The following is an 18,828-nucleotide window of genomic DNA, read 5'->3' on the forward strand; positions in this document are numbered from 1 at the left end:
TTCACCTCCTTGAGGTCTGGCTCATCTGGATCTGGATTTGCTCCCGAGAGAGCTGCCAATCTTGCTCCAGCATCAGCATGATTTGCGTTTGTTTCTGCAGCGCCTCCGGGGACGAATGTTCCCGGAGATGATCATCTGAAGCCCATACAGGCTCCTTATCTCTTCTGTTTTCGCCAATGTCAACCCGAATGCTCGAGACCGGTTCGATTGGTTTCATCGGCTTGGTCAATTCGCTGTTCTCCGCGGATTCAGATCGTCCAAGATACGCATCATTCTCGTCTGTTGGCTCAAAGTCTACGATCAAGGCCACGTGCTGAATGACAGCCTGCCCATTCTCATCCGGTATGGTGTCGACATGTACACTTTGCACCTGTACATCTGACGTCTGCTCGATCTTGCGTTTGATCAAATCGGCAACTTGGCTTTGCACCATCCGGTGAGATTGCTCCTCCTGCCTAAGACGCAGTGTCTCCGCTCTTTGCTGTATGGCGGGCAGCGGCTCCATCCGCTCCATACCGTTATCGGTCTGCCAACTCCAGGCCTTATCCTGCTTGAAGAGAGCGGAATCAAGACTCTGATCGATTTGAGCATGCTTCTCAAATAGCGATAGAAGCGGCTGCAGCAGCGTAAGCAGAAGAAACAGAGAGATAACCGTTTTGACATAGCGCTGCATCGATTGATTAGGCAGCAGCAAATCAACAAAAGTGGCGAGCAGAATAATCAGGATAACTGATTTGAGCCAGCCGCTCAGGAAGTCCAAGGCGGATCCTCCTTCCTTGTTCGGAGGATCATCGCATCATCACGGACACGTTCCCCGCCGCAATCAAGATTGTAATCGCAAAGAAAAACATGAGCCCTACCGCAGCCAACGCAGCGAATACGTAAATCAAGCTTTTTCCTATCGTTTCCAAACAAGAGATCATCGGATGATCACCTAATGGCTGCATGATTGCCGCCGAAAGATTATATATGAAGGCAAGCGCAATAATTTTTAGTGCGGGGAAGGCACACAGCACCAAAATGATGACGACCCCAGACAGACCCACCGCATTTTTGACCAAAAGGGATGCGCCAATGACGGTTTCCGAGGCGTCGGAGAACAACCTGCCTACCACCGGAACAAAATTACCTGCGATATATTTGGCCGTTCGAATGGTCACACCATCCGCAATCGCCCCTGTACCCCCTTGTACCGATATCACGCCTAAAAACACCGTAACGAATATCCCCAAACAGCCCAGACTGATCTTCCGAAGCAAATTCGCAAGCTGCGTTACTTTGTATTTGTCCGACAACGAACTTACGATGTGGAGCACGGCCGAAAAAAATAATAGTGGAAATACGACGAAATAGATCGCGGTCCCTACAGCATGAACCATGAAAATAATCAGCGGGTGCATCACAGACACTGAAACCACATTCCCCATCGAGGCCAGCAGTGTCAGGAGCAGCGGAACTACGGCAATCATGAAATGAGTCATATCCGAAATCGCCGATTTGGCGTAGCCGATCGCCAGGTTGAAACTGTTCACGGCCATTATCATCAGCACCATAAATGAGATGGCGTAAGCGATTTTGCTTACATTGTTTTTCTCAAAGGAGCTCTGAAGGGTCTCCAGCAGCATGCTGAATACCGATAGGATCACAATGGATACCAACAGCTTACCGCCATAGATCAACTCGTGAAAAAAGTAGCGCAGCATCCCGGAGAAGATTGAACTGAGGCTGATGTCTTTTGCGCCGAGAAGCAAGTCCATAAACGTAGGCGCCTGAGCGTCAGGAAAATATCCCCCATACTGCTTCATTAACTTGCTCCAATACTGTTCCACCTGATCGAGAGGAAGCCTCTCCGCTTGCTGACGGATCAGCTCCTCTACCGGTGTCGCTGCGTAGACGGTCATCCCGCAGCCCCCCGGCTTCCAGCAGCCTAAAGCGGATCCTCCGTCAACCAGCATCGCTGTTACTATAGCGATCCAGAGGAGCAGAAGCTCCGGCCGTCTAACCTTGCCACTTCCTCCGCCAAGATGCGGTCCAGTCTCAAACGACATACGTTTCTTTAGATGCAGCATAGCTTCATCTCCTGGTTCGCTTCGCCTCTCCAGCGTCCCTCATTCGGATTATGCGGGGAGCAGCTTGACCACCGTTTCGATGATGACAGATACGATCGGAATAGCCATCACCATGATGAGGATTTTGCCGGATAGCTCAATCTTAGAGGCGATTGCTTCCTGCCCCGCGTCTCTGACGACCTGCGCCCCAAATTCCGCGATATAGGCGATGCCGATAATTTTCAGTATGGTCTTTAGGAAGATCAGGTTGATATCAGCTTTGTTCGCGAGTTCCTCCAGTACCCCGATGACAGTGGATATTTTCCCTATCAGAAACAGGAAGATCGTGATTCCTGTGAAGGCAGTAAGCAAAAAGGCGAACATGGGCTTCTGCTCTTTGATGATCAGCACCAGAACCGTTGTAATCAGACCGAGCCCTACTACTTGAATGATTTCCATGGGTTTCACCTCCTCTATTGGAAGAGGAAAATCGTCTTGATCTCATTAAACAGGTTGTCTAATAAACGGACGACCATGAACAACACCACGACAAAACCGATGACTGTCACCCAATGTGCCATATCTTCCTTGCCCATCTGCTTAAGTACGGTATGAATCATGGCGATAATGATGCCGATGCCGGCAATCTGAAATATCGCGTCTACATCTACGTTCATTGGCGGCACCTCACCTAATACATCAAGATTACGACGAGTAGCCCCATCAGTACTCCCAGGCTCTTCCACATCCGCTCATACCGCTGCTGCTCCTCACGCGCGTATTCCGCTTCCCCCTGCAGTTGACTGACGGCCAGCCTGAGGTGCTTGACCTGGTCTTCTCTGTCGGTCAGCCCCAGCGTATAGCCGAGCTGCAAAAGTACCTCCCTTTCGGAGGGCTTCATGGAAGTGTGCCGCCAGCCTGACGTTACTGTCTGTTCCCAGATCGTCTGGACGGAACGCCCGTCCCGCTTCACCAGCTCAGCCGCCGTATCCAGAAACAACCTTCCCACAAGTGGTGTGCCTGAGCGTCCAATTTGCCTGAGTGCTTCCGGCAGCGGAGTAAAGCCGTATACGATTTCCGTCTCCAGCCGCTGTAAGAGCCTGATCAACTCGGAGACCTGTTTGGGCCTTCGCGATAATTGAGATGCTTGGTAAAATCCCAAGAGGGTGCCCGCCAGCAGAATTAGCATGGCGCCAAGCAGCTTCAGCATTCGGGATTCCTTCTTTTACTCTCTCTCATAAGGTCATCCCCCCCCCTCTCAAGGCAAGCCTTACATCCAACCGGTTACCTTCCTTGTCGAACACAGCCGTTTCTGGCCCCGGAGACGCAGTTCCCGCCTTGCGGTATAAAACTACGAATCGGTCAAACACGCCTGCTTCCATCAACTCCCGCAGGATCGGCCTTCGTTTCACATCCTCGATATCCCGGCCATGTGCGGTCGCTACAACGCTGATTCCAGCATGCAGCGCTTCATGAATGGCGCTTGCATCCTCAGACCGCCCGATTTCATCGGCGATTAGCACTTCCGGCGACATCGAACGGATCATCATCATCATGCCTTCCGCCTTGGGGCATCCGTCGAGCACATCGGTTCGGGGGCCTACGTCAAAAGTCGGTACGCCTTTCACACAGGCTGCGATCTCGGAGCGTTCGTCTACGATACCGACTTTGCAGCTTCTGTATGGTCTTCCCGATTCATTTTCCTTGCCGCCGGAACTTAGGAGACGGGCCAGATCCCGAATGAATGTGGTCTTGCCTTGCTGCGGCGGAGAAATGACCAGCGTTCGATAAACCCGCCCTTCTCTTGTCTCCAGCAAGTAAGGCAAGACGCCTGCAGCAGCCCGCTTCCACTCTCGGGCAAGCCGAATGTTGAATCCGCTGATGTCTTTGATATATTTCACTTTGCCCTGCTCAACCACCGTGCGGCCGGAAAGACCGATTCGATGTCCGCCAGCCACGGTAATGAAACCCCTCTTCAACTCTTCCTCAAAGGTGTACATCGAATGCTGTGTTAAGAGCTCCAGCAGCGTTGCGCAGTCCTTATGCGTTGGCCGATATGCTTGTTCGGCGTCCGGGGTCAAGCCGCCCTTTTCGGAAACAAAACTGTACCCCGCGCTCCATATGACCTCAAGCGGACGCGATTCGCGAATGCGGATCTCTTGTAATTCAGTTTGAATTCGCGTTGGTAGAGTTGATAGAATGTGCCGCACAGGTGCCGACAAAAACGGTAATACCGAACCGATCAAAACCCATCCCCCCATATTGCAACTGGTACGGCGGTGTCTCCGGCGTCAGTCGTCAACAATCTTGCGATGGTTACGACGTTATTTCAATAAGCTGTCCATCTACTACAATCATGTGTATGCCTCACCTAGTGAAATATGACAGTTTACTTTTTTAAGATTCCGATAAAAATGCAGCTGACTCCCGCCATCACCCACAGCATTTTGCCTACCGAAAGCTTATCCGCCATCCCTACCAGCCCAATCGTCGTCGTCGTTAACAGTACGAACGGCCCTACGAGGGCAAGCCCCGAGTTCACGAGCAGCGCTTTCTCAATCTGATTGAAGCGGAGCATGAGCATGGCCGCGGCGATCTCGATACTCCCTGAAACAATTCGGATCATGGCCATACTGAGCACTATCTTGTTCAACATCGACATCTATCTCACCTCATCCATTGGTTTCTATATCCATCCTATGCGGGCTCGTCTTATTTTAGGAATGCTGGGCACACCCCAAAGCCATCAAGCTAAGAAATTAATACACCCCAAAAACGAAAAAAAGCTATTCTTTTTGTAAATAAAGGATGGCTTTTTTTTCGTTTTGGGGGTATTCGAAAATTTTAGTTTGATGGGCATGTGGCTTCCCCTACTTTGTTGCCCGGCGCAAATATGATGAAGCGCTGAAAGCGGTGCCGGAGGCCAAAGGCAATCCGGAAACGGTTGCGGCCCAAGGACTGGCGTATTGCAACCAGCTCTTTGCGATTGAACGAGAGCTTATAGAGGCTACACCGGAAGAACGTCACAAGGCCCGGGCAGAGTGAAGCCGTCCGGTACTGGATGCTTACCAGGTGTGGTTACGCCAGTAGAAATCCCGGACGATGCCCAAAAGCCTGATCGGCCAAGCGATTGCGTGCAGCCAGAATCAGTGGGAGAAGCTGACCGCGTTCCTGAAAGACGGGGTGCCGCGGCTCCCCGTGGAGTATTCGCAAACAGCCAATTTTTGCGACCGATCGCAAACGGCTTGATTGACCGTTCTCTACGGTTATTGTCGATCTCAACAAGCCCACAAAGCCCAGTAATAGTTTAATCGTTAATCGGAGAAACAAGGTTTCGCCCCCTTTCTATTGCTGGGATATGAAGCATTAACATAAATTCTTGTTGCAGGTTATATCATCGGTGAAAGCAGGCGCGCTCCTTGCTCCATTATGCGCTGTGGAAGTGAGCGATGCAGCAAATCCTCAATTCGCATCGGCACAGAATCGGTGAGATCTCGTTCGAATTGCTTTGTGAGCTCCCTAGCCACATCGGTACTGTAAATGACTTCGCATACCTCGTAATTCAGTCGAAAGCTTCTCATATCATAGTTCGCTGCACCAACCTCGGCGATCTCTCCATCAATGATCATTACTTTTGCATGCAGCTTCCCTTTATTGTACTGATAAATATGAACCCCGGCTTCCACCAGTTCTCCGAAATAAGTACGGCTTGCAAGGTCCACGAATTTTTGATCCGAATGGTGAGGGACCAACAATCTCACACGCACTCCGCGCGCTACAGCTGTCTTTATCGCCATGATGATGTCTGCATCGGGTACAAAATAGGGGGTTGTGATATCCAGAGTCTTTAGCGCTTGTGTCAGGCAAATGAAATAGACCTCACGGATCACTTGAGTAGGAATTCCAGGATTACCTTCAAACGTCTGTATGTACGAGTTCCGCAACGCTTCTGTGTTCGTGGCGGTGTTAGCATCGTTGCCACCTAGAGTACCCAATTCAGCGGCCCATTCAGCCCCTTGTCCGGAAACGGCAATCCCTTGTGGAGTGATGTTATGTAATGGATGACGACTTGGCCCTTCAACGGGCTTTTGTTGTTTGTTTTCACCTAAGGTGTTCTTGCGTCCTCTCACCTGTATCCGTTCCGGTGAAGCAATATTCCAATGAATTTTGAAAATAGTGTGCATATCGACAGCAGCTTCACCTACGATTCGCAGGTGAGTATCACGCCAGAACCCCACATTCGGCTTTAAGCCGGTATACTCATACCCAATATTGATCCCACCAGTGAAAGCTTCCTTCCCGTCGATCACGACGATCTTACAATGATCCCGGTAATTCCAATTGGACAATATCCAAGGGAAGCGCAAGGGAAATACCGTACGGCATTCAATTCCGGCATCCATCATCCGAATGATCTGCGATCGTGGAAATTTTCTGCTCCCCCAACCATCTCTCACAAAGCGGACTCGTACACCAGCCTTGGCCCTTTCGATCAATAGATCTGTAATACGTCTGCCAACTTGGTCATCCCTATAGATGTAATATTCCAAATCAATCAAGTTTTTCGCGTTCTTTATGGATTCCATCAGTCTCTCATAGGTTTCAATGCCGTTCATAAGCACTTGGACTCGGCCGTTTCGAAGGCCATATACGGACAAATGCCGTAAAGATTGAGCGATAACCGAGGCTGAGCGGCTGAATGAATCAGGCAACGTGTCCGACTGATTATGTGGAAACGTTAGTCTTTCACGAGAAATGCGTATGGGATTTGTTATACTGAGATAGAATACGAAACCGATGACAGGAAAAACGAGGCAAATAGCTAGCCAATTCAAAGCCTTGGCCGGTCTACGCACCTCGCGGATCGCTACGATTAACATCAAGAGTGTATTGATTAGATACAACCAAAGAATCCACACCAATTTTAATTCCTCCTTTATTTATCTATATAATGCGCAACTAAGAGTTACATATACGCACAGATTTGACAGCGGTTTACCGTATGATAAAAGAAATTCGCCCACAAATGAGTCCATCACGGGTGGTGAAAAGTGTGCAGTGGATGATGTCCTTATTTAGAGGACGTAACAATCGCAATGCAATTGGCCGAAGGGGAGCTTGGGTAATGTCTGCATTGGCACTGGCGATTGGCGCGACAGCATTTAGCTTGACCAAAGGGCCCCGAAGATACGCCATTCAACGGTTGCTCCAACCGCTCAAAAAGAGAATAACTGAAAAAAACATCAAACCCTGCTGCTTATGTAGGGTTTGATGTTTTTTCTAAATCAGTGCACATAAGGAGCAAACAGCCATGCATATTCAGTTGCATGGCTGTTTTGATTTCATTCTCTAACTGCTGTACGCGGCTTTCAACTTGTTGAAGGATTTGTTGGGTTTGTTGGGACGCATTTGCAATGAGCGATTTTGACATAAGGGATGTGCAACAAGGACGGCCGGTCACAGGTTTTATTGAGGAATTTAATGAGATGATGCAACGAATATTTTCGAATGACCGGTAATCCTGTATCCCCCGTCTTTTGTATGGTGCGAAAGACGGGGCCATTCCCGTAAAATCGACGGTACGATTATTCAACATCTCCTATCAATATCTCATCAAATAATACAGGATACATTTGTAAACATCAGCATAGAAGACACGATCTTCTATTGGATTAGACTTTTATAGTCCATTATAGAAAGGTCGGGAATAGGCTCGTTTCATTAATGCCACATGAGACATATGTACAAATCTCCTTATTTTGTGAAGAAATAAAAAGGAAGCAAAAGAGGTAATCGGGACTGGTGCTCCACCACCCTGCCCCAAACTTACAGTAAAACCGGAAGGAGCCCATGCCCATCAAGCTAAGATGAATGTATACCCCAAACTGGAAAAATAAGCTATCCTTTCTATATCAAGCATAATTCCATAGAAAGGATGGTTTGGTTTGCCATGAATTCTATTCCACTTTCTATCAGCGAAGAAATGCATTTACTAGCCCAACAGCTTCAACATCATTTTTCTCCTACCCAACTTGAGGATCTCGCTAGAAAAGCTGGTTTTGTCCAACGAAAAAGCAAATATACCGCGCAGGATTTGGTTTCCTTATGTGTCTTTTTAAATGATCATCTATCTGTGACTCCCCTCGTACGATTATGTAGCCAACTTGATGCCTCCAATCATCTTTCGATGAGCACAGAAGGATTGAACCAGCGGTTCAATCCTTCTGCAGTTGCCTTCCTTCAATCCCTTTTTTCATCACTTCTCCAAGAAAAAATCTCGGCTCGGCTTCCTTCTCGCTGCCTTGTGAATGTGACTCCTATTTTCATCGAATCCGTATTCTGGATTCGACTGTTTTTCAACTTCCAGATCCCTATGCCGACCGTTACCAGGGATCCGGAGGAAGTTCTCATACGGCTGGTATGAAAATTCAACTCGAATACGAGTTGAAAACCGGAGAATTCTTACAAGTGGATGTTGGCCCCGGAAAAAACAACGACGGTCTATATGGTTCAAAACGAGCGAAAACGGTGGAAATGAACGATCTTTGTATTCGAGATTTGGGCTACTTTTGTTTAGAAGACTTCGAAGAAATAGAGCAGCGAGGAGCTTTTTATGTTTCGCGGTTAAAATTGAATATCCGCGTATATGAACAAAATAAGGAAGTTGAACAATTCAAGGATGGCAAGGTGAAAAAGCAATCGTTGTACAAAGAAATCGATCTGGAAGCTATTATGGATTGTCTTCAATCCGGAGAAATGGTGGAACTTCCCGAAGTGTATCTTGGTCTCTATAAAAAATTTCGCACACGGCTTCTCATTTGCAAACTTACGGAAGAACAGACTCAAAAGCGGCTCCTGATGCGTGCTAAACAGGAGAAAAAGAAAAACATGACCTATAAAGAACGAACAAAGCGTTTAAGTGCCATCAATATCTACATGACCAATGCCCCTGACATCTACTTAAAAAAAGAGCATGTCCATGACCTGTATTCCCTCCGCTGGCAGATCGAGATCTTATTTAAAACGTGGAAATCCATCTTCCATATTGACCAGTGCAAGCCGATCAAAACCGAACGCTTTGAATGTCATGTATACGGGCAGTTGATCGCCATTTTGCTTAGTACTACTCTCATGTTTCAGATGCGCAGGCTTTTGCTGATGAAGAAAAAGAAAGAAGTCAGTGAATTCAAAGTAATCTGTATCTTAAAAGAATATTTTCTTTCTCTACATGATGCCATGAAAAAACAAACGGATGATGTCGGATAGGTGCTTAACCAACTCTTTCGGATGATTGAAAAGAATGGACGCAAGTCACATCGGTATGACAAGAAAACCGTATTTGACATTCTAGGTGTAGTTTATGAGTGTAGACAGAAATCTCGATCTGCTGCCTAGAAATATGAAATTTAAAAAAACGAAGCCGCCAAGGCTTATTTAAGTCTGCACAAAATCCAGTTCTAAGCTAATTGATTTGGATCAAGTGACGAACTGTTGCATCTGTTCCTTTTTCTTTGCTCTTAGTTTGATGGGCATGTGGGCACACCCCTAAATGAAAATGCATATGATGACACAGTAATCCAACACTATTTTACAGCGAGGCGATAAGAGATGGAGGTTTCAACACCGATGCAGTGGAATGCCCTGCTCAGCGATCCGACCGGACGCCGGACAGATAAACCGCGGCTTCTGGGTAAAACAATGGTAATCGACAAAGGATTGGGGCTGCACGCCTTGGAGGATCTGCTGCAGACGGCAGGCGCCTATATCGACATGCTGAAAATCGGCTTCGGCACCTCGCCGCTCTATATGACAGATTTGCTCAAGAAAAAAATTAAGATGGCCAAAGCATACGACATTACTGTATATCCTGGCGGTACGTTCCTGGAGGTGGCGATTAGGCAGGACGCAGTTGACGACTACTTCGATATGGCGGCTCACTTGGGCTTCAACGGTGTGGAAATATCCGACGGAACCATCGAGGTTTCGCGCAGCCTGCGCAGCGAGCTGATTCGCCGCAGCCTGAGCGAGGGACTTATGGTCATTACCGAATACGGCAAAAAAGGATGGGGCTCTTCTATAGAAATAGAAGAGCTCATCGAAACAGTAACGATCGATTCGCAGCTGGGCGCCAGTCTGATTACGATCGAAGGCCGAGAATCGGGAAAAGGCGTTGGTATCTATGACGCCAATGGCGCATGTAAAGATGAAGAGATCGAAAAAGTACTAAAGCAGGTGCCAAGCCCCGATCTGCTGCTATGGGAAGCACCGCAAAAGGATCAGCAGGTACACCTATTGCAGATGCTGGGCACCGAAATCCACCTTGGCAATATCGCACCTAGTGACGTCATTTCTTTGGAAGCTTTGAGGCGGGGGCTGCGGTCAGACACTCTGCTGCTCGCCGATATGCCTAAGCAGGGAAGCAGCTATCATAGCTTCAATTGGCAAATTTAGAGAAGGAGGCTGTGCTATAGCATGAATGTGCAAGTGATCGCCAGCGTGGGCGAAGCACGAACGGATGAGCTCCAGAATAAAACTGTAATCGTCATCGATGTGCTGCGTGCCACATCCACAATGGTGATGGCGCTCACGAACGGCAGCAAGTCGATCGTTCCGACGGAAACAGTCGCACAGGCCAAAAGCCTGCAGCGTCCGGGAGACTTACTGGGGGGCGAGCGCAGCTGCAAGAAGATACCCGGCTTTGATTTCGGCAATTCTCCATTCGAATATAGTCCCGAAGCCGTAGCAGGCAAAACGATTGTCATGACGACGACGAACGGCACCAGGGCCGTGCAAAAATCACACAAAGCGGCGCATATTTTGGCAGGTTCACTGTTGAATGCTTCCAGCTGCGTTGAAAAAGCGTTAAAACTGCAGAAGGAGATTGCCCTGCTTTGTGCAGGAACTCATGACGTATTCAGTCTGGAAGACGGGCTTTGCGCGGGTTTGCTGGCTGACGAACTGGTCCGCCTCACTGGAGGGGCCTGCGAAGTAAACGATTTGGGCCTTGCCTTAATGCATGCGTACCGCCAAACGCAAGAGCGGCTCCCTGAGGCGCTTCTGTCATGTGCGAACGGCAAACGTCTGACCCGGATCGGATTTAAGGATGACGTTCTATACTGCAGTCAGGTCAACCGGCTTCAAGCCGTCCCGCAATTCCGGGACGGAGCTATGGTTATTTAAAAAAGCATCATAGATTATGAAGCGAAGTAAAGAAAAGGTGGCTTATAACGGCGGCGGGAAGCCGCCGTTCCGCGTATGGCGGACCACCACATGAAATACCGTATTACACTTTTACTTATAGTCTGAGAAACTAGGGACAATACGTTCTAATTCGCTTGTCCCTTCATACATATAGAGAGAAACCAAATGGACAAGGGGCTTAGCCATGAACGGAGATATATTGCTCGTTGCGCTGATTATTATCGGGCTGATCGGCCGCTCCCATATTATCACGACAGCCGCCTGCGTGCTCTTAATCGTCAAGCTGATCAGCCTGGATCGGTATCTGCCCACTATCGAACGCAGGGGGCTAGAGCTCGGACTGCTCTTTTTGACGATGGGGGTCTTGGTGCCTTTTGCCAGCGAGAAAATTTCCATCAAAGATGTGACTTCCATGTTTACCACATGGCCCGGAATTCTGGCCTTACTGGGCGGGGCGATCGCCACATACATGAACGGCAAGGGACTGGAGCTATTAAAAATAGACCCACAAATGATTGTGGGTCTTGTGATTGGTTCGATCTTCGGTATTATTTTTCTGAAGGGCATACCGGTCGGTCCATTAATGGCCGCAGGCATTACCGCCTTTTTGCTTAAAGTATTTACGTTCGTTTTCGATAAAATCCGATAGTTTATCTTCTATCCGACGGTCCGCCTACAAATACGGTTTGATCCGTATCGAGGCCATATGCGGTGTGAAGGGCTTGCACCACTTCGTTCAAACGGCCGTTTTCGATGACGCAGGATGTCTTGATTTCGGACGTGCTGACCAGTAAAATGCTGATTCCAAGCTCCGAGATCACCTCGAACATTTTGGCGGCAACCCCTGGTGTGCTGACCATGCCTGCTCCGACGATGGATACCTTCACCAGATTTGTTTCAGAAGTTACTTCGCGGAAACCGACCAAAGTGCGGATGCCTTCGATAACCTGCAGCGCTTTGTCCACGTCGGAGGACGATACAGTGAAGGAGAAATCGGCGAGTCCGCTCAGAACACCGCTTTGCACAATGATGTCCACGTCGATCTGTTCTTTCGCCAAAGCCGTGAACACTTGGGCCAGCTGCCCCGGTTTCTCTTCTACACCCAAAATGCTGATTCTCGCCACATTTTTATCGTATGCAATGCCTCGTACCACGATGCCTTGTTCCATCGCTGCTTCCTCCTTCACATTCGTACCTTCGTTATGGTTAAAGCTGGATCTCACGACCAGCCTTACATTATAATTCTTCGCGTACTCTACCGCTCTCGGATGAAGAACTGCCGCGCCGAGATTGGCAAGCTCCAGCATTTCATCATAAGAGATTTCGTTCAGCTTCCGCGCGCACTTCACGATACGCGGATCCGTCGAATAAACGCCGTCTACGTCAGTGAAAATTTCGCACACATCCGCTTGAATCGCTGCCGCCAGTGCAACCGCAGTCGTATCCGATCCACCGCGTCCAAGCGTCGTAATCTCCCCAGCTTCGCTCATCCCCTGGAAGCCTGCAACGATGACAACCTTGCCTTCATCAAGCGCGTTAAGCACACGCTGCGGCTGAATATCGGTAATCCGAGCTTTGCCGTGAAGCGCTTCGGTGTACATACCCGCCTGCCATCCCGTGAAGGAAACAGCCGAGCCTTCCAGACTATGTATCGCCATAGACAACAGAGCAACGGAGACTTGCTCTCCAGTCGTCAGCAGCATATCCATCTCTCGCGCAGGAGGGGTTCCTGTGCAAATTTGCTTGGATAGGTCAATCAGATCATCCGTGGTATCACCCATCGCCGATACGACAACCACACACCGATGGCCCTCGCGCTGTCTCTCCACTACGCGGGCGGCCACACGTTTCATCCGCTCCGCATTACCTACGGAGCTTCCGCCGAATTTCATAACTATCAGAGACAAAACTGCTCACTCCCTACACAAACTTTTGCATAACTAATAAAATATTATACCATAAGCTCGATGTCTCTTGAAATAGAAAAATGGGGAAGCTTCAGATGAATCAGCGTTTATTGTCGTTTTTTACGCAGCTTCCATTTACTGAGAGCCGGATTTAATACAAACATGTAAAACAGCACGCAGCCTGTGAAGGTACTCCCAAAGGTTCATCAGACTCCCCGCTACTTGCTTCTACCCATCGGCTTCTCCAGGGAGTACAGCTCATCCTCCAGAGCCGACATTTTCTCCAATATCATTCGTCTTGCATCCCCTATCGCTTCATTGTATACCTGAGGACCCATCAGGCCGATCATAAACTCAATCAGCTGCTCAGCCTCCAAATTCCCAATCGATTCGGCTCTTTCTTCCTCAAAATATTGCTGAATGCGCCATACCATCTGCTCTTTTTGCTCTTTGGGAATCTTTAATCGAAGCATCCTTATTTACTCCTTTCATCCGGATTGGAGCGTGCTCAGAGCCCACAAGCCCATTATACCTCGTGCCCGATCAGCCACGCCATCCGGTTCATCTGCACACGGGGCGGAATGGTCCGCAGAACAGCGTTGCGAGCCGTGACGGCAAGCGTATGCTCCAGCTGCATCAGCCGACCCATCCTTCGCGACCTGCTTACAATAAGACTGGTTCTTTGAATCCTTCTTTGCTCATACAAGAGTAACGCTTCGGGGAGCTGAGACGGGCGTTCGCTGACGCAACGCGCGAGCATCAGCGCATCCTCCAGAGCCTGGGCTCCGCCTTGACCCAGGTTCGGGAGCATGGGATGTGCCGCATCTCCCAGTAAAGTAACAGGGCCTTGACTCCATCGGCGAAGCGGTACACGATCGAAAATATCATGCGATAGAATAGCAGACTCCTCCGTAGCCTCAATCACCGCCTCAATCGGCTCGTACCATCCTCGAAAATGACGAAGTGCAGCCTGCTTCCGCTTCCCTGGTGGCAGCAGCGAGCCTTGAGGAGCATTGACGGCGGCGAACCAGAAAACCCTGTCTCCGCCCAGTTGGGAGAACCCGAACCGTTTACCGGGTCCCCACGCTTCGAAGCCCCCGCCGTCTTCACGCGTATAGCGTTCGTTATCGAAGACGGCTATACCTCGAAGCGCCGTAAACCCGGCATAGCGAAGAGGAGTCGGCCCAAACAACCGTTGCCTGACGGAGGAATGAATTCCGTCTGCGCCGATCAGAATATCCCCTGCCTCCTCATATGCATCGGCAAAAACCGCCACAACCCTCTCCTCATGCTGCCGCCACTCAGCCCATTGCTTACCCCAATGAACAGTTCCCGGTTTCAGCTGATCGTACAAAATAGACTGGAGCGCAGCACGGTGAATGAGGTAGCTGGCAGAACCGAACCGCTGCGCTTGCTCCCGAACCGGCAAATCCACTAGTAGCTTACCGTTCCACGTACGGATTTCTCCTTTTCCTACCGGACAACCCTGTTCACGCACCTGATCAGCCACTCCAAGCTTCTCCAGCACCTTCATCGCATTGGCCGCCAGCACAATACCCGCTCCGATCACCTGCAGCTCCGCTGTCTTCTCGAATACGGAGACGCTCCAGCCGGAGTCCTGCAAAGCTATGGCCGCGGCCAGCCCTCCGATGCCCCCACCAATAATGATCGCCTTGCTACCGTTAAACATGCCCTGCCTCCTCCCACCTTTTGTCCTGACTGCTCTCCATCAATGTTGAGTTTTGTATCTAAATATACCTAATTATGGAACAGATAAAAAGGCTGCGAATACCATCGTCCCCCTACAGCGTTGAACGCACCAACGGCCAATAGACGACGCATATACGCAGCCGTCTATTCCTTCTGCGGGTGGGATCCTTTGGGTCATCGGCGATTCCCACACCGCATCATATTGAAAATCCATGCCATTGGAAACGACAGGTTTACCCGGAACAAACACATATTTTGGAGAATGCCCAATCCCAACACCCCTGCTGTTCATAAAATGCAGAAGCTAACACGGAAGGAGGTTGTCATCTATGAGCTTCGTCAGAGGATTTGGTCATGGCTTTACTTCTACCGGCGTGATCCTTGTGCTCTTCATTCTTCTGGTTATTGTTTCCACTGCTTTGGTTATCTAATGTAGTTTTTTCGCAACCTTCGCTCGGGCCAACCGCTCGGGCGTATGGTTGCCGTTATTAGAACGTATGATCCGCCGAACGGGATTCCCGTAATGGCATCCCCCGCTGCTTTAGCATCGTATGGGACAGCCATGCCGCGACACATCCCAAGGCGCCTATAATGATAAAGCCTTGCTTTAACGTCAGCCAATCGCCGGCGATTCCCATAAATAAGGGACCTGCAAACATGCCCAAACCATAAATAGCCTGGTAAAAACCCATGGCCGTTGCTCTTTTCCCAACGTCCATATGCTTGATGCTCAGCGCCATCAACACCGGTGAAGTAAAGCCTCGGCCAAACCCTGCGAGACATTGCGTGATCATCAGCATCCACAAGGAATGGGAGAATGGAATAAGAATAGTAAACACTCCGGTTAATACAAAACCGGTGACAATGATATTCTTTTCACCTAATTTACGGGCTGCATATCGACCCCCTACCAATGACGCGATCGCCATAGGAAACGTAGAAAAAAACGTAAGCAAACCCATATCCAGCCTGGTTGCGCCGAGAGATTGAGCATACACGGGGGTAAACCCGAACACGGTAGCGAAGGTCAGCACTTGAAAGAGGATGGCCAGAAAAGAGACGGTCAGCAGCATCTTATCGCTCCCCACCTCAAGCACGCCTTTGAAGGTCATTTCCTGCGTATTCTTCCTAGGGGTTTCCACCAGAAAAAACGCACCCGTGAGTCCCAAAACCCCTACAGCTGCACCGATCAGAAAAGACGATTCCCAACCATACATATCGGCGAACCACCCGCCGCACAGAATTCCGAACATTTGACCAAGTGAATTGTAAAAAGAGATCGTTCCGATCGCTTGCGTTGTTTCCTCCTTACGATAGTAGCTGGCAAACAAGACCGTAAAGTCTACCCAAGTCGCCGCTGCCGCTCCTGCTGCAGCCCTAAGCAAGAGAATCCATGTCAGCTGCTGTGTTACTAGAATCCCGACTCCGGATAATACCGAAAAAAACAACCCGAATACAATAAACAATTTTCGCTTATGATAACGGTCCGATACTACGCCTACCGGTATCCGCAGCAGCATCTGACTCAATCCGTACATGCCGACGATCAGTCCCGCCATTTTATAAGAAGCGCCTAAATATTCAACATAGGCGGTCAATATCGGCACGCAAGTATACATCGAAAACCAGAACAACAAGGTGACCATACAAAACAGCGGTATTCTATAATTTCGTGTTTCTGTTTCGGGTCTCGCATTCATCCTTGTTCTCTCCTAGTTCGTCAATTTCATTTGTTATGCACACGTTCATTATTCATCATATCTGATTTCCATAAAGTTCTAAAGAAATAATTTATTTATTAATTATGCACTTTAAAGTAAGTTCCTCCATAGCCATCCACTTTGTCGCCGTAGATCTTCAACTTCATGGGATCGCCGACGAGCACATGGCGGACACCGTCATCACACTTTCTAAAAAATAGGTTGATTTTTCAATTTTCTATGGTTATTATTGGTATGACAGTTGAATAAACACGGGAGCTTGGTATAGCCAGGCTGAGAGGGTAGCCGAATGCTATCGACCGTAATACCTGATCTGGGTAATGCCAGCGGAGGAAATGTCTTAGCCTTTGTGTATACAAAGACCGCTTCTTTCACGTTGCGGTCTTTTTTGTTTGCATCAAGGTTTTCTCCGCTTGATCACATTCATTCTGAGGAGGAATTGAAATGGCAAGCGAAATCAAAGAAAATGTAGTAACCCCTAATGTTTCGGCTTTTCCGGGGAGCAAGAAAGTGTATGTGCAGGGTTCACGTGAGGATATCAAGGTTCCTATGCGCGAAATTGGTTTAACCCCGACAGTCCAAGGCGACAACGAGCAAGAGAACCCTCCAGTACGGGTATATGATTGCAGCGGTCCATACACGGACAGCGATGTCCACACCGATATTCGTGCTGGCCTTCCGTTGAACCGCCGCAATTGGATATTGGAGCGCAACGATGTTGAAGAATATACAGGAAGAGCGATCAAGCCCGAAGACAACGGTTACATAAAAGAAGACTCCGTAAGTCAGGAAGAAATATTCCCAGGATTGTATCGTAAGCCGTTACGCGCTAAAAGCGGATCCAATGTAACACAAATGCATTATGCCAAGAAAGGGATCATCACTCCAGAGATGGAATATATCGCTATTCGCGAGAATGTTTCTCCTGAATTTGTACGCAGTGAAGTCGCTCGCGGTCGGGCGATTATTCCGTCAAACATCAATCATCCGGAAAGCGAACCCATGATAATTGGCACTAAATTTTTAGTCAAAATCAACGCCAATATCGGAAACTCGGCTGTCGCTTCATCAATCGAAGAAGAAGTAGAAAAAATGAGATGGGCTACACGCTGGGGCGCAGATAACATCATGGACCTGTCCACCGGCAAAAATATTCATACGACCCGTGAGTGGATCATCCGCAATTCTCCTGTACCGATCGGGACGGTTCCCCTTTATCAAGCCTTGGAGAAAGTCGGAGGAAAAGCGGAGGAGCTGAGCTGGGAGATTTACCGCGATACGCTCATAGAACAAGCCGAACAAGGCGTAGATTACTTTACGATTCATGCTGGCGTACTTTTACGCTATGTTCCTCTCACGGCGAAGCGGGTCACAGGTATCGTTTCTCGTGGCGGTTCCATCATGGCTGCATGGTGTCTGGCGCATCATCAGGAAAATTTCCTTTATACCCATTTTGAAGAGATTTGTGAAATCATGAAATCCTATGATGTTGCGTTTTCCCTTGGGGATGGTTTGCGTCCGGGGTCCATAGCGGATGCCAACGATGAAGCTCAGTTTGCGGAATTGGATACGCTTGGCGAACTAACGCAAATCGCATGGAAACATGATGTGCAGGTCATGATTGAAGGACCTGGGCACGTTCCCATGCATTTGATTAAAGAAAATGTCGATCGTCAGGTTGAAGTATGTCAGGAGGCTCCGTTCTACACCTTGGGACCTCTTACCACAGACATTGCCCCTGGGTATGACCATATTACTTCAGCCATCGGCGCTGCCATGATTGGTTGGTTCGGAACAGCGATGCTCTGTTATGTCACGCCAAAAGAGCATCTGGGTCTTCCAAACAAGAATGATGTTCGCGACGGGGTTATCGCGTATAAAATCGCAGCTCATGCAGCAGACTTAGCCAAAGGGCATCCCGGAGCTCAAGAAAGAGACAACGCCTTATCCAAAGCACGTTTTGAATTCCGTTGGAGAGATCAGTTCCACTTATCTCTGGACCCGGAAAGAGCGATGGAATATCATGACGAGACACTGCCTGCAGAGGGTGCCAAAACAGCTCATTTCTGCTCGATGTGCGGCCCTAAGTTTTGCAGCATGAGAATTACACAGGACATTCGCGAATATGCCAAACAGCAAGGACTCGAGGATCAGCAAGCCATTGAGAAAGGCTTGGATGAAAAATCCAAAGAATTCAAAGAAGCCGGCAGTGTCATTTATAAGTAATAAAGCAATGAGGAG

The 18,828-nt window shown here is 48.9% G+C and carries 17 protein-coding genes, 3 pseudogenes and 1 riboswitch; of the genes and pseudogenes, 7 read left to right on the top strand and 13 right to left on the bottom strand.

The window, feature by feature from the left end:
- Position 1: 1 nt before the first annotated feature.
- From spoIIIAF to JOE45_RS06785, 7 genes are all read right to left on the bottom strand, one after another.
- Positions 2–760, bottom strand: a complete 759-nt coding sequence (gene spoIIIAF, locus JOE45_RS06755; RefSeq protein ID WP_210020922.1) for a stage III sporulation protein AF — start codon at positions 758–760, stop codon at positions 2–4.
- A 28-nt stretch (positions 761–788) separates the two neighbouring features.
- The gene (gene spoIIIAE, locus JOE45_RS06760; protein ID WP_210020921.1) at positions 789–2,069 is read right to left on the bottom strand and encodes a stage III sporulation protein AE; all 1,281 of its coding nucleotides are present in this window, start codon (positions 2,067–2,069) and stop codon (positions 789–791) included.
- 48 nt (positions 2,070–2,117) lie between these two features.
- Positions 2,118–2,507: a stage III sporulation protein AD gene (gene spoIIIAD / locus JOE45_RS06765; protein ID WP_210020920.1), complete on the bottom strand. Its 390-nt coding sequence runs from the start codon at positions 2,505–2,507 to the stop codon at positions 2,118–2,120.
- Positions 2,508–2,521: 14 nt separating this feature from the next.
- Positions 2,522–2,725 (bottom strand): stage III sporulation protein AC, encoded by a 204-nt coding sequence (gene spoIIIAC / locus JOE45_RS06770; RefSeq protein ID WP_210020919.1) that lies wholly within the window; start codon positions 2,723–2,725, stop codon positions 2,522–2,524.
- A gap of 14 nt (positions 2,726–2,739) precedes the next feature.
- Positions 2,740–3,258 (bottom strand): stage III sporulation protein SpoIIIAB, encoded by a 519-nt coding sequence (gene spoIIIAB / locus JOE45_RS06775; protein ID WP_210020918.1) that lies wholly within the window; start codon positions 3,256–3,258, stop codon positions 2,740–2,742.
- Between the two features lie 25 nt (positions 3,259–3,283).
- Entirely contained in the window at positions 3,284–4,294 is a 1,011-nt protein-coding gene (gene spoIIIAA / locus JOE45_RS06780; protein WP_210020917.1) for a stage III sporulation protein AA, read from the bottom strand.
- Positions 4,295–4,437: 143 nt separating this feature from the next.
- Entirely contained in the window at positions 4,438–4,704 is a 267-nt protein-coding gene (locus tag JOE45_RS06785) for a YqhV family protein (protein WP_210023385.1), read from the bottom strand.
- Positions 4,705–4,928: 224 nt separating this feature from the next.
- Here JOE45_RS06785 and JOE45_RS24130 point away from each other — a divergent pair.
- Positions 4,929–5,264: pseudogene (locus JOE45_RS24130) on the top strand (IS66 family transposase); the annotation flags it as partial.
- Here the strand turns inward: JOE45_RS24130 and JOE45_RS06790 are convergent.
- Together JOE45_RS06790 and JOE45_RS06795 are read right to left on the bottom strand one after the other, a co-directional pair.
- A pseudogene (locus JOE45_RS06790) lies at positions 5,233–5,337 on the bottom strand (IS66 family transposase); the annotation flags it as partial. The pseudogenes JOE45_RS24130 and JOE45_RS06790 sit on opposite strands and share 32 nt — an antisense overlap.
- 100 nt (positions 5,338–5,437) lie before the next feature.
- On the bottom strand, positions 5,438–6,970 hold the full coding sequence (locus JOE45_RS06795; protein WP_210020916.1) for a phospholipase D-like domain-containing protein: 1,533 nt from the start codon (positions 6,968–6,970) through the stop codon (positions 5,438–5,440).
- A gap of 1,037 nt (positions 6,971–8,007) precedes the next feature.
- Here JOE45_RS06795 and JOE45_RS06800 point away from each other — a divergent pair.
- The 4 genes and pseudogenes from JOE45_RS06800 (at position 8,008) to JOE45_RS06815 (ending at position 11,898) form a co-directional block, all read left to right on the top strand.
- Positions 8,008–9,443, top strand: a pseudogene (locus JOE45_RS06800) (IS4 family transposase).
- A gap of 213 nt (positions 9,444–9,656) precedes the next feature.
- A complete protein-coding gene (gene comA, locus JOE45_RS06805) occupies positions 9,657–10,499 on the top strand; it encodes a phosphosulfolactate synthase (RefSeq protein WP_210020915.1) in 843 nt (280 codons plus the stop codon).
- 21 nt (positions 10,500–10,520) lie between these two features.
- The gene (locus tag JOE45_RS06810) at positions 10,521–11,228 is read left to right on the top strand and encodes a 2-phosphosulfolactate phosphatase (RefSeq protein ID WP_210020914.1); all 708 of its coding nucleotides are present in this window, start codon (positions 10,521–10,523) and stop codon (positions 11,226–11,228) included.
- 205 nt (positions 11,229–11,433) lie between these two features.
- Positions 11,434–11,898 (top strand): DUF441 domain-containing protein, encoded by a 465-nt coding sequence (locus JOE45_RS06815; RefSeq protein WP_210020913.1) that lies wholly within the window; start codon positions 11,434–11,436, stop codon positions 11,896–11,898.
- Between the two features lies 1 nt (position 11,899).
- Here JOE45_RS06815 and JOE45_RS06820 read toward each other — a convergent pair whose 3' ends face one another.
- The 3 genes from JOE45_RS06820 to JOE45_RS06830 form a co-directional block, all read right to left on the bottom strand.
- Positions 11,900–13,156: an aspartate kinase gene (locus tag JOE45_RS06820; RefSeq protein ID WP_210020912.1), complete on the bottom strand. Its 1,257-nt coding sequence runs from the start codon at positions 13,154–13,156 to the stop codon at positions 11,900–11,902.
- Positions 13,157–13,374: 218 nt separating this feature from the next.
- Positions 13,375–13,629 carry a DUF2164 domain-containing protein gene (locus JOE45_RS06825; protein ID WP_210020911.1) on the bottom strand — a complete coding sequence of 85 codons (255 nt, stop codon included), beginning with the start codon at positions 13,627–13,629 and terminating at the stop codon, positions 13,375–13,377.
- A 53-nt stretch (positions 13,630–13,682) separates the two neighbouring features.
- The gene (locus tag JOE45_RS06830) at positions 13,683–14,846 is read right to left on the bottom strand and encodes an FAD-dependent monooxygenase (RefSeq protein WP_210020910.1); all 1,164 of its coding nucleotides are present in this window, start codon (positions 14,844–14,846) and stop codon (positions 13,683–13,685) included.
- A gap of 349 nt (positions 14,847–15,195) precedes the next feature.
- Here JOE45_RS06830 and JOE45_RS06835 point away from each other — a divergent pair, with 349 nt between their 5' ends.
- Positions 15,196–15,297, top strand: coding sequence for a YjcZ family sporulation protein (locus tag JOE45_RS06835; protein ID WP_210020909.1), 102 nt, complete (start codon positions 15,196–15,198; stop codon positions 15,295–15,297).
- 57 nt (positions 15,298–15,354) lie between these two features.
- On the opposite strand, the gene JOE45_RS06840 is transcribed toward JOE45_RS06835, so the two are convergent.
- Complete coding sequence (locus JOE45_RS06840; protein ID WP_210020908.1) at positions 15,355–16,566, bottom strand: MFS transporter; 1,212 nt, start codon at positions 16,564–16,566, stop codon at positions 15,355–15,357.
- Between the two features lie 262 nt (positions 16,567–16,828).
- Positions 16,829–16,939, top strand: a riboswitch (TPP riboswitch).
- Positions 16,940–17,031: 92 nt separating this feature from the next.
- On the opposite strand from JOE45_RS06840, the gene thiC reads away from it, so the two are divergent.
- The gene (gene thiC / locus JOE45_RS06845; RefSeq protein WP_210020907.1) at positions 17,032–18,813 is read left to right on the top strand and encodes a phosphomethylpyrimidine synthase ThiC; all 1,782 of its coding nucleotides are present in this window, start codon (positions 17,032–17,034) and stop codon (positions 18,811–18,813) included.
- Positions 18,814–18,828: the final 15 nt, after the last annotated feature.

Origin of the sequence: Paenibacillus sp. PvR098 (assembly GCF_017833255.1) — a bacterium.
In the GTDB taxonomy this organism is placed as follows: domain Bacteria; phylum Bacillota; class Bacilli; order Paenibacillales; family NBRC-103111; genus Paenibacillus_G.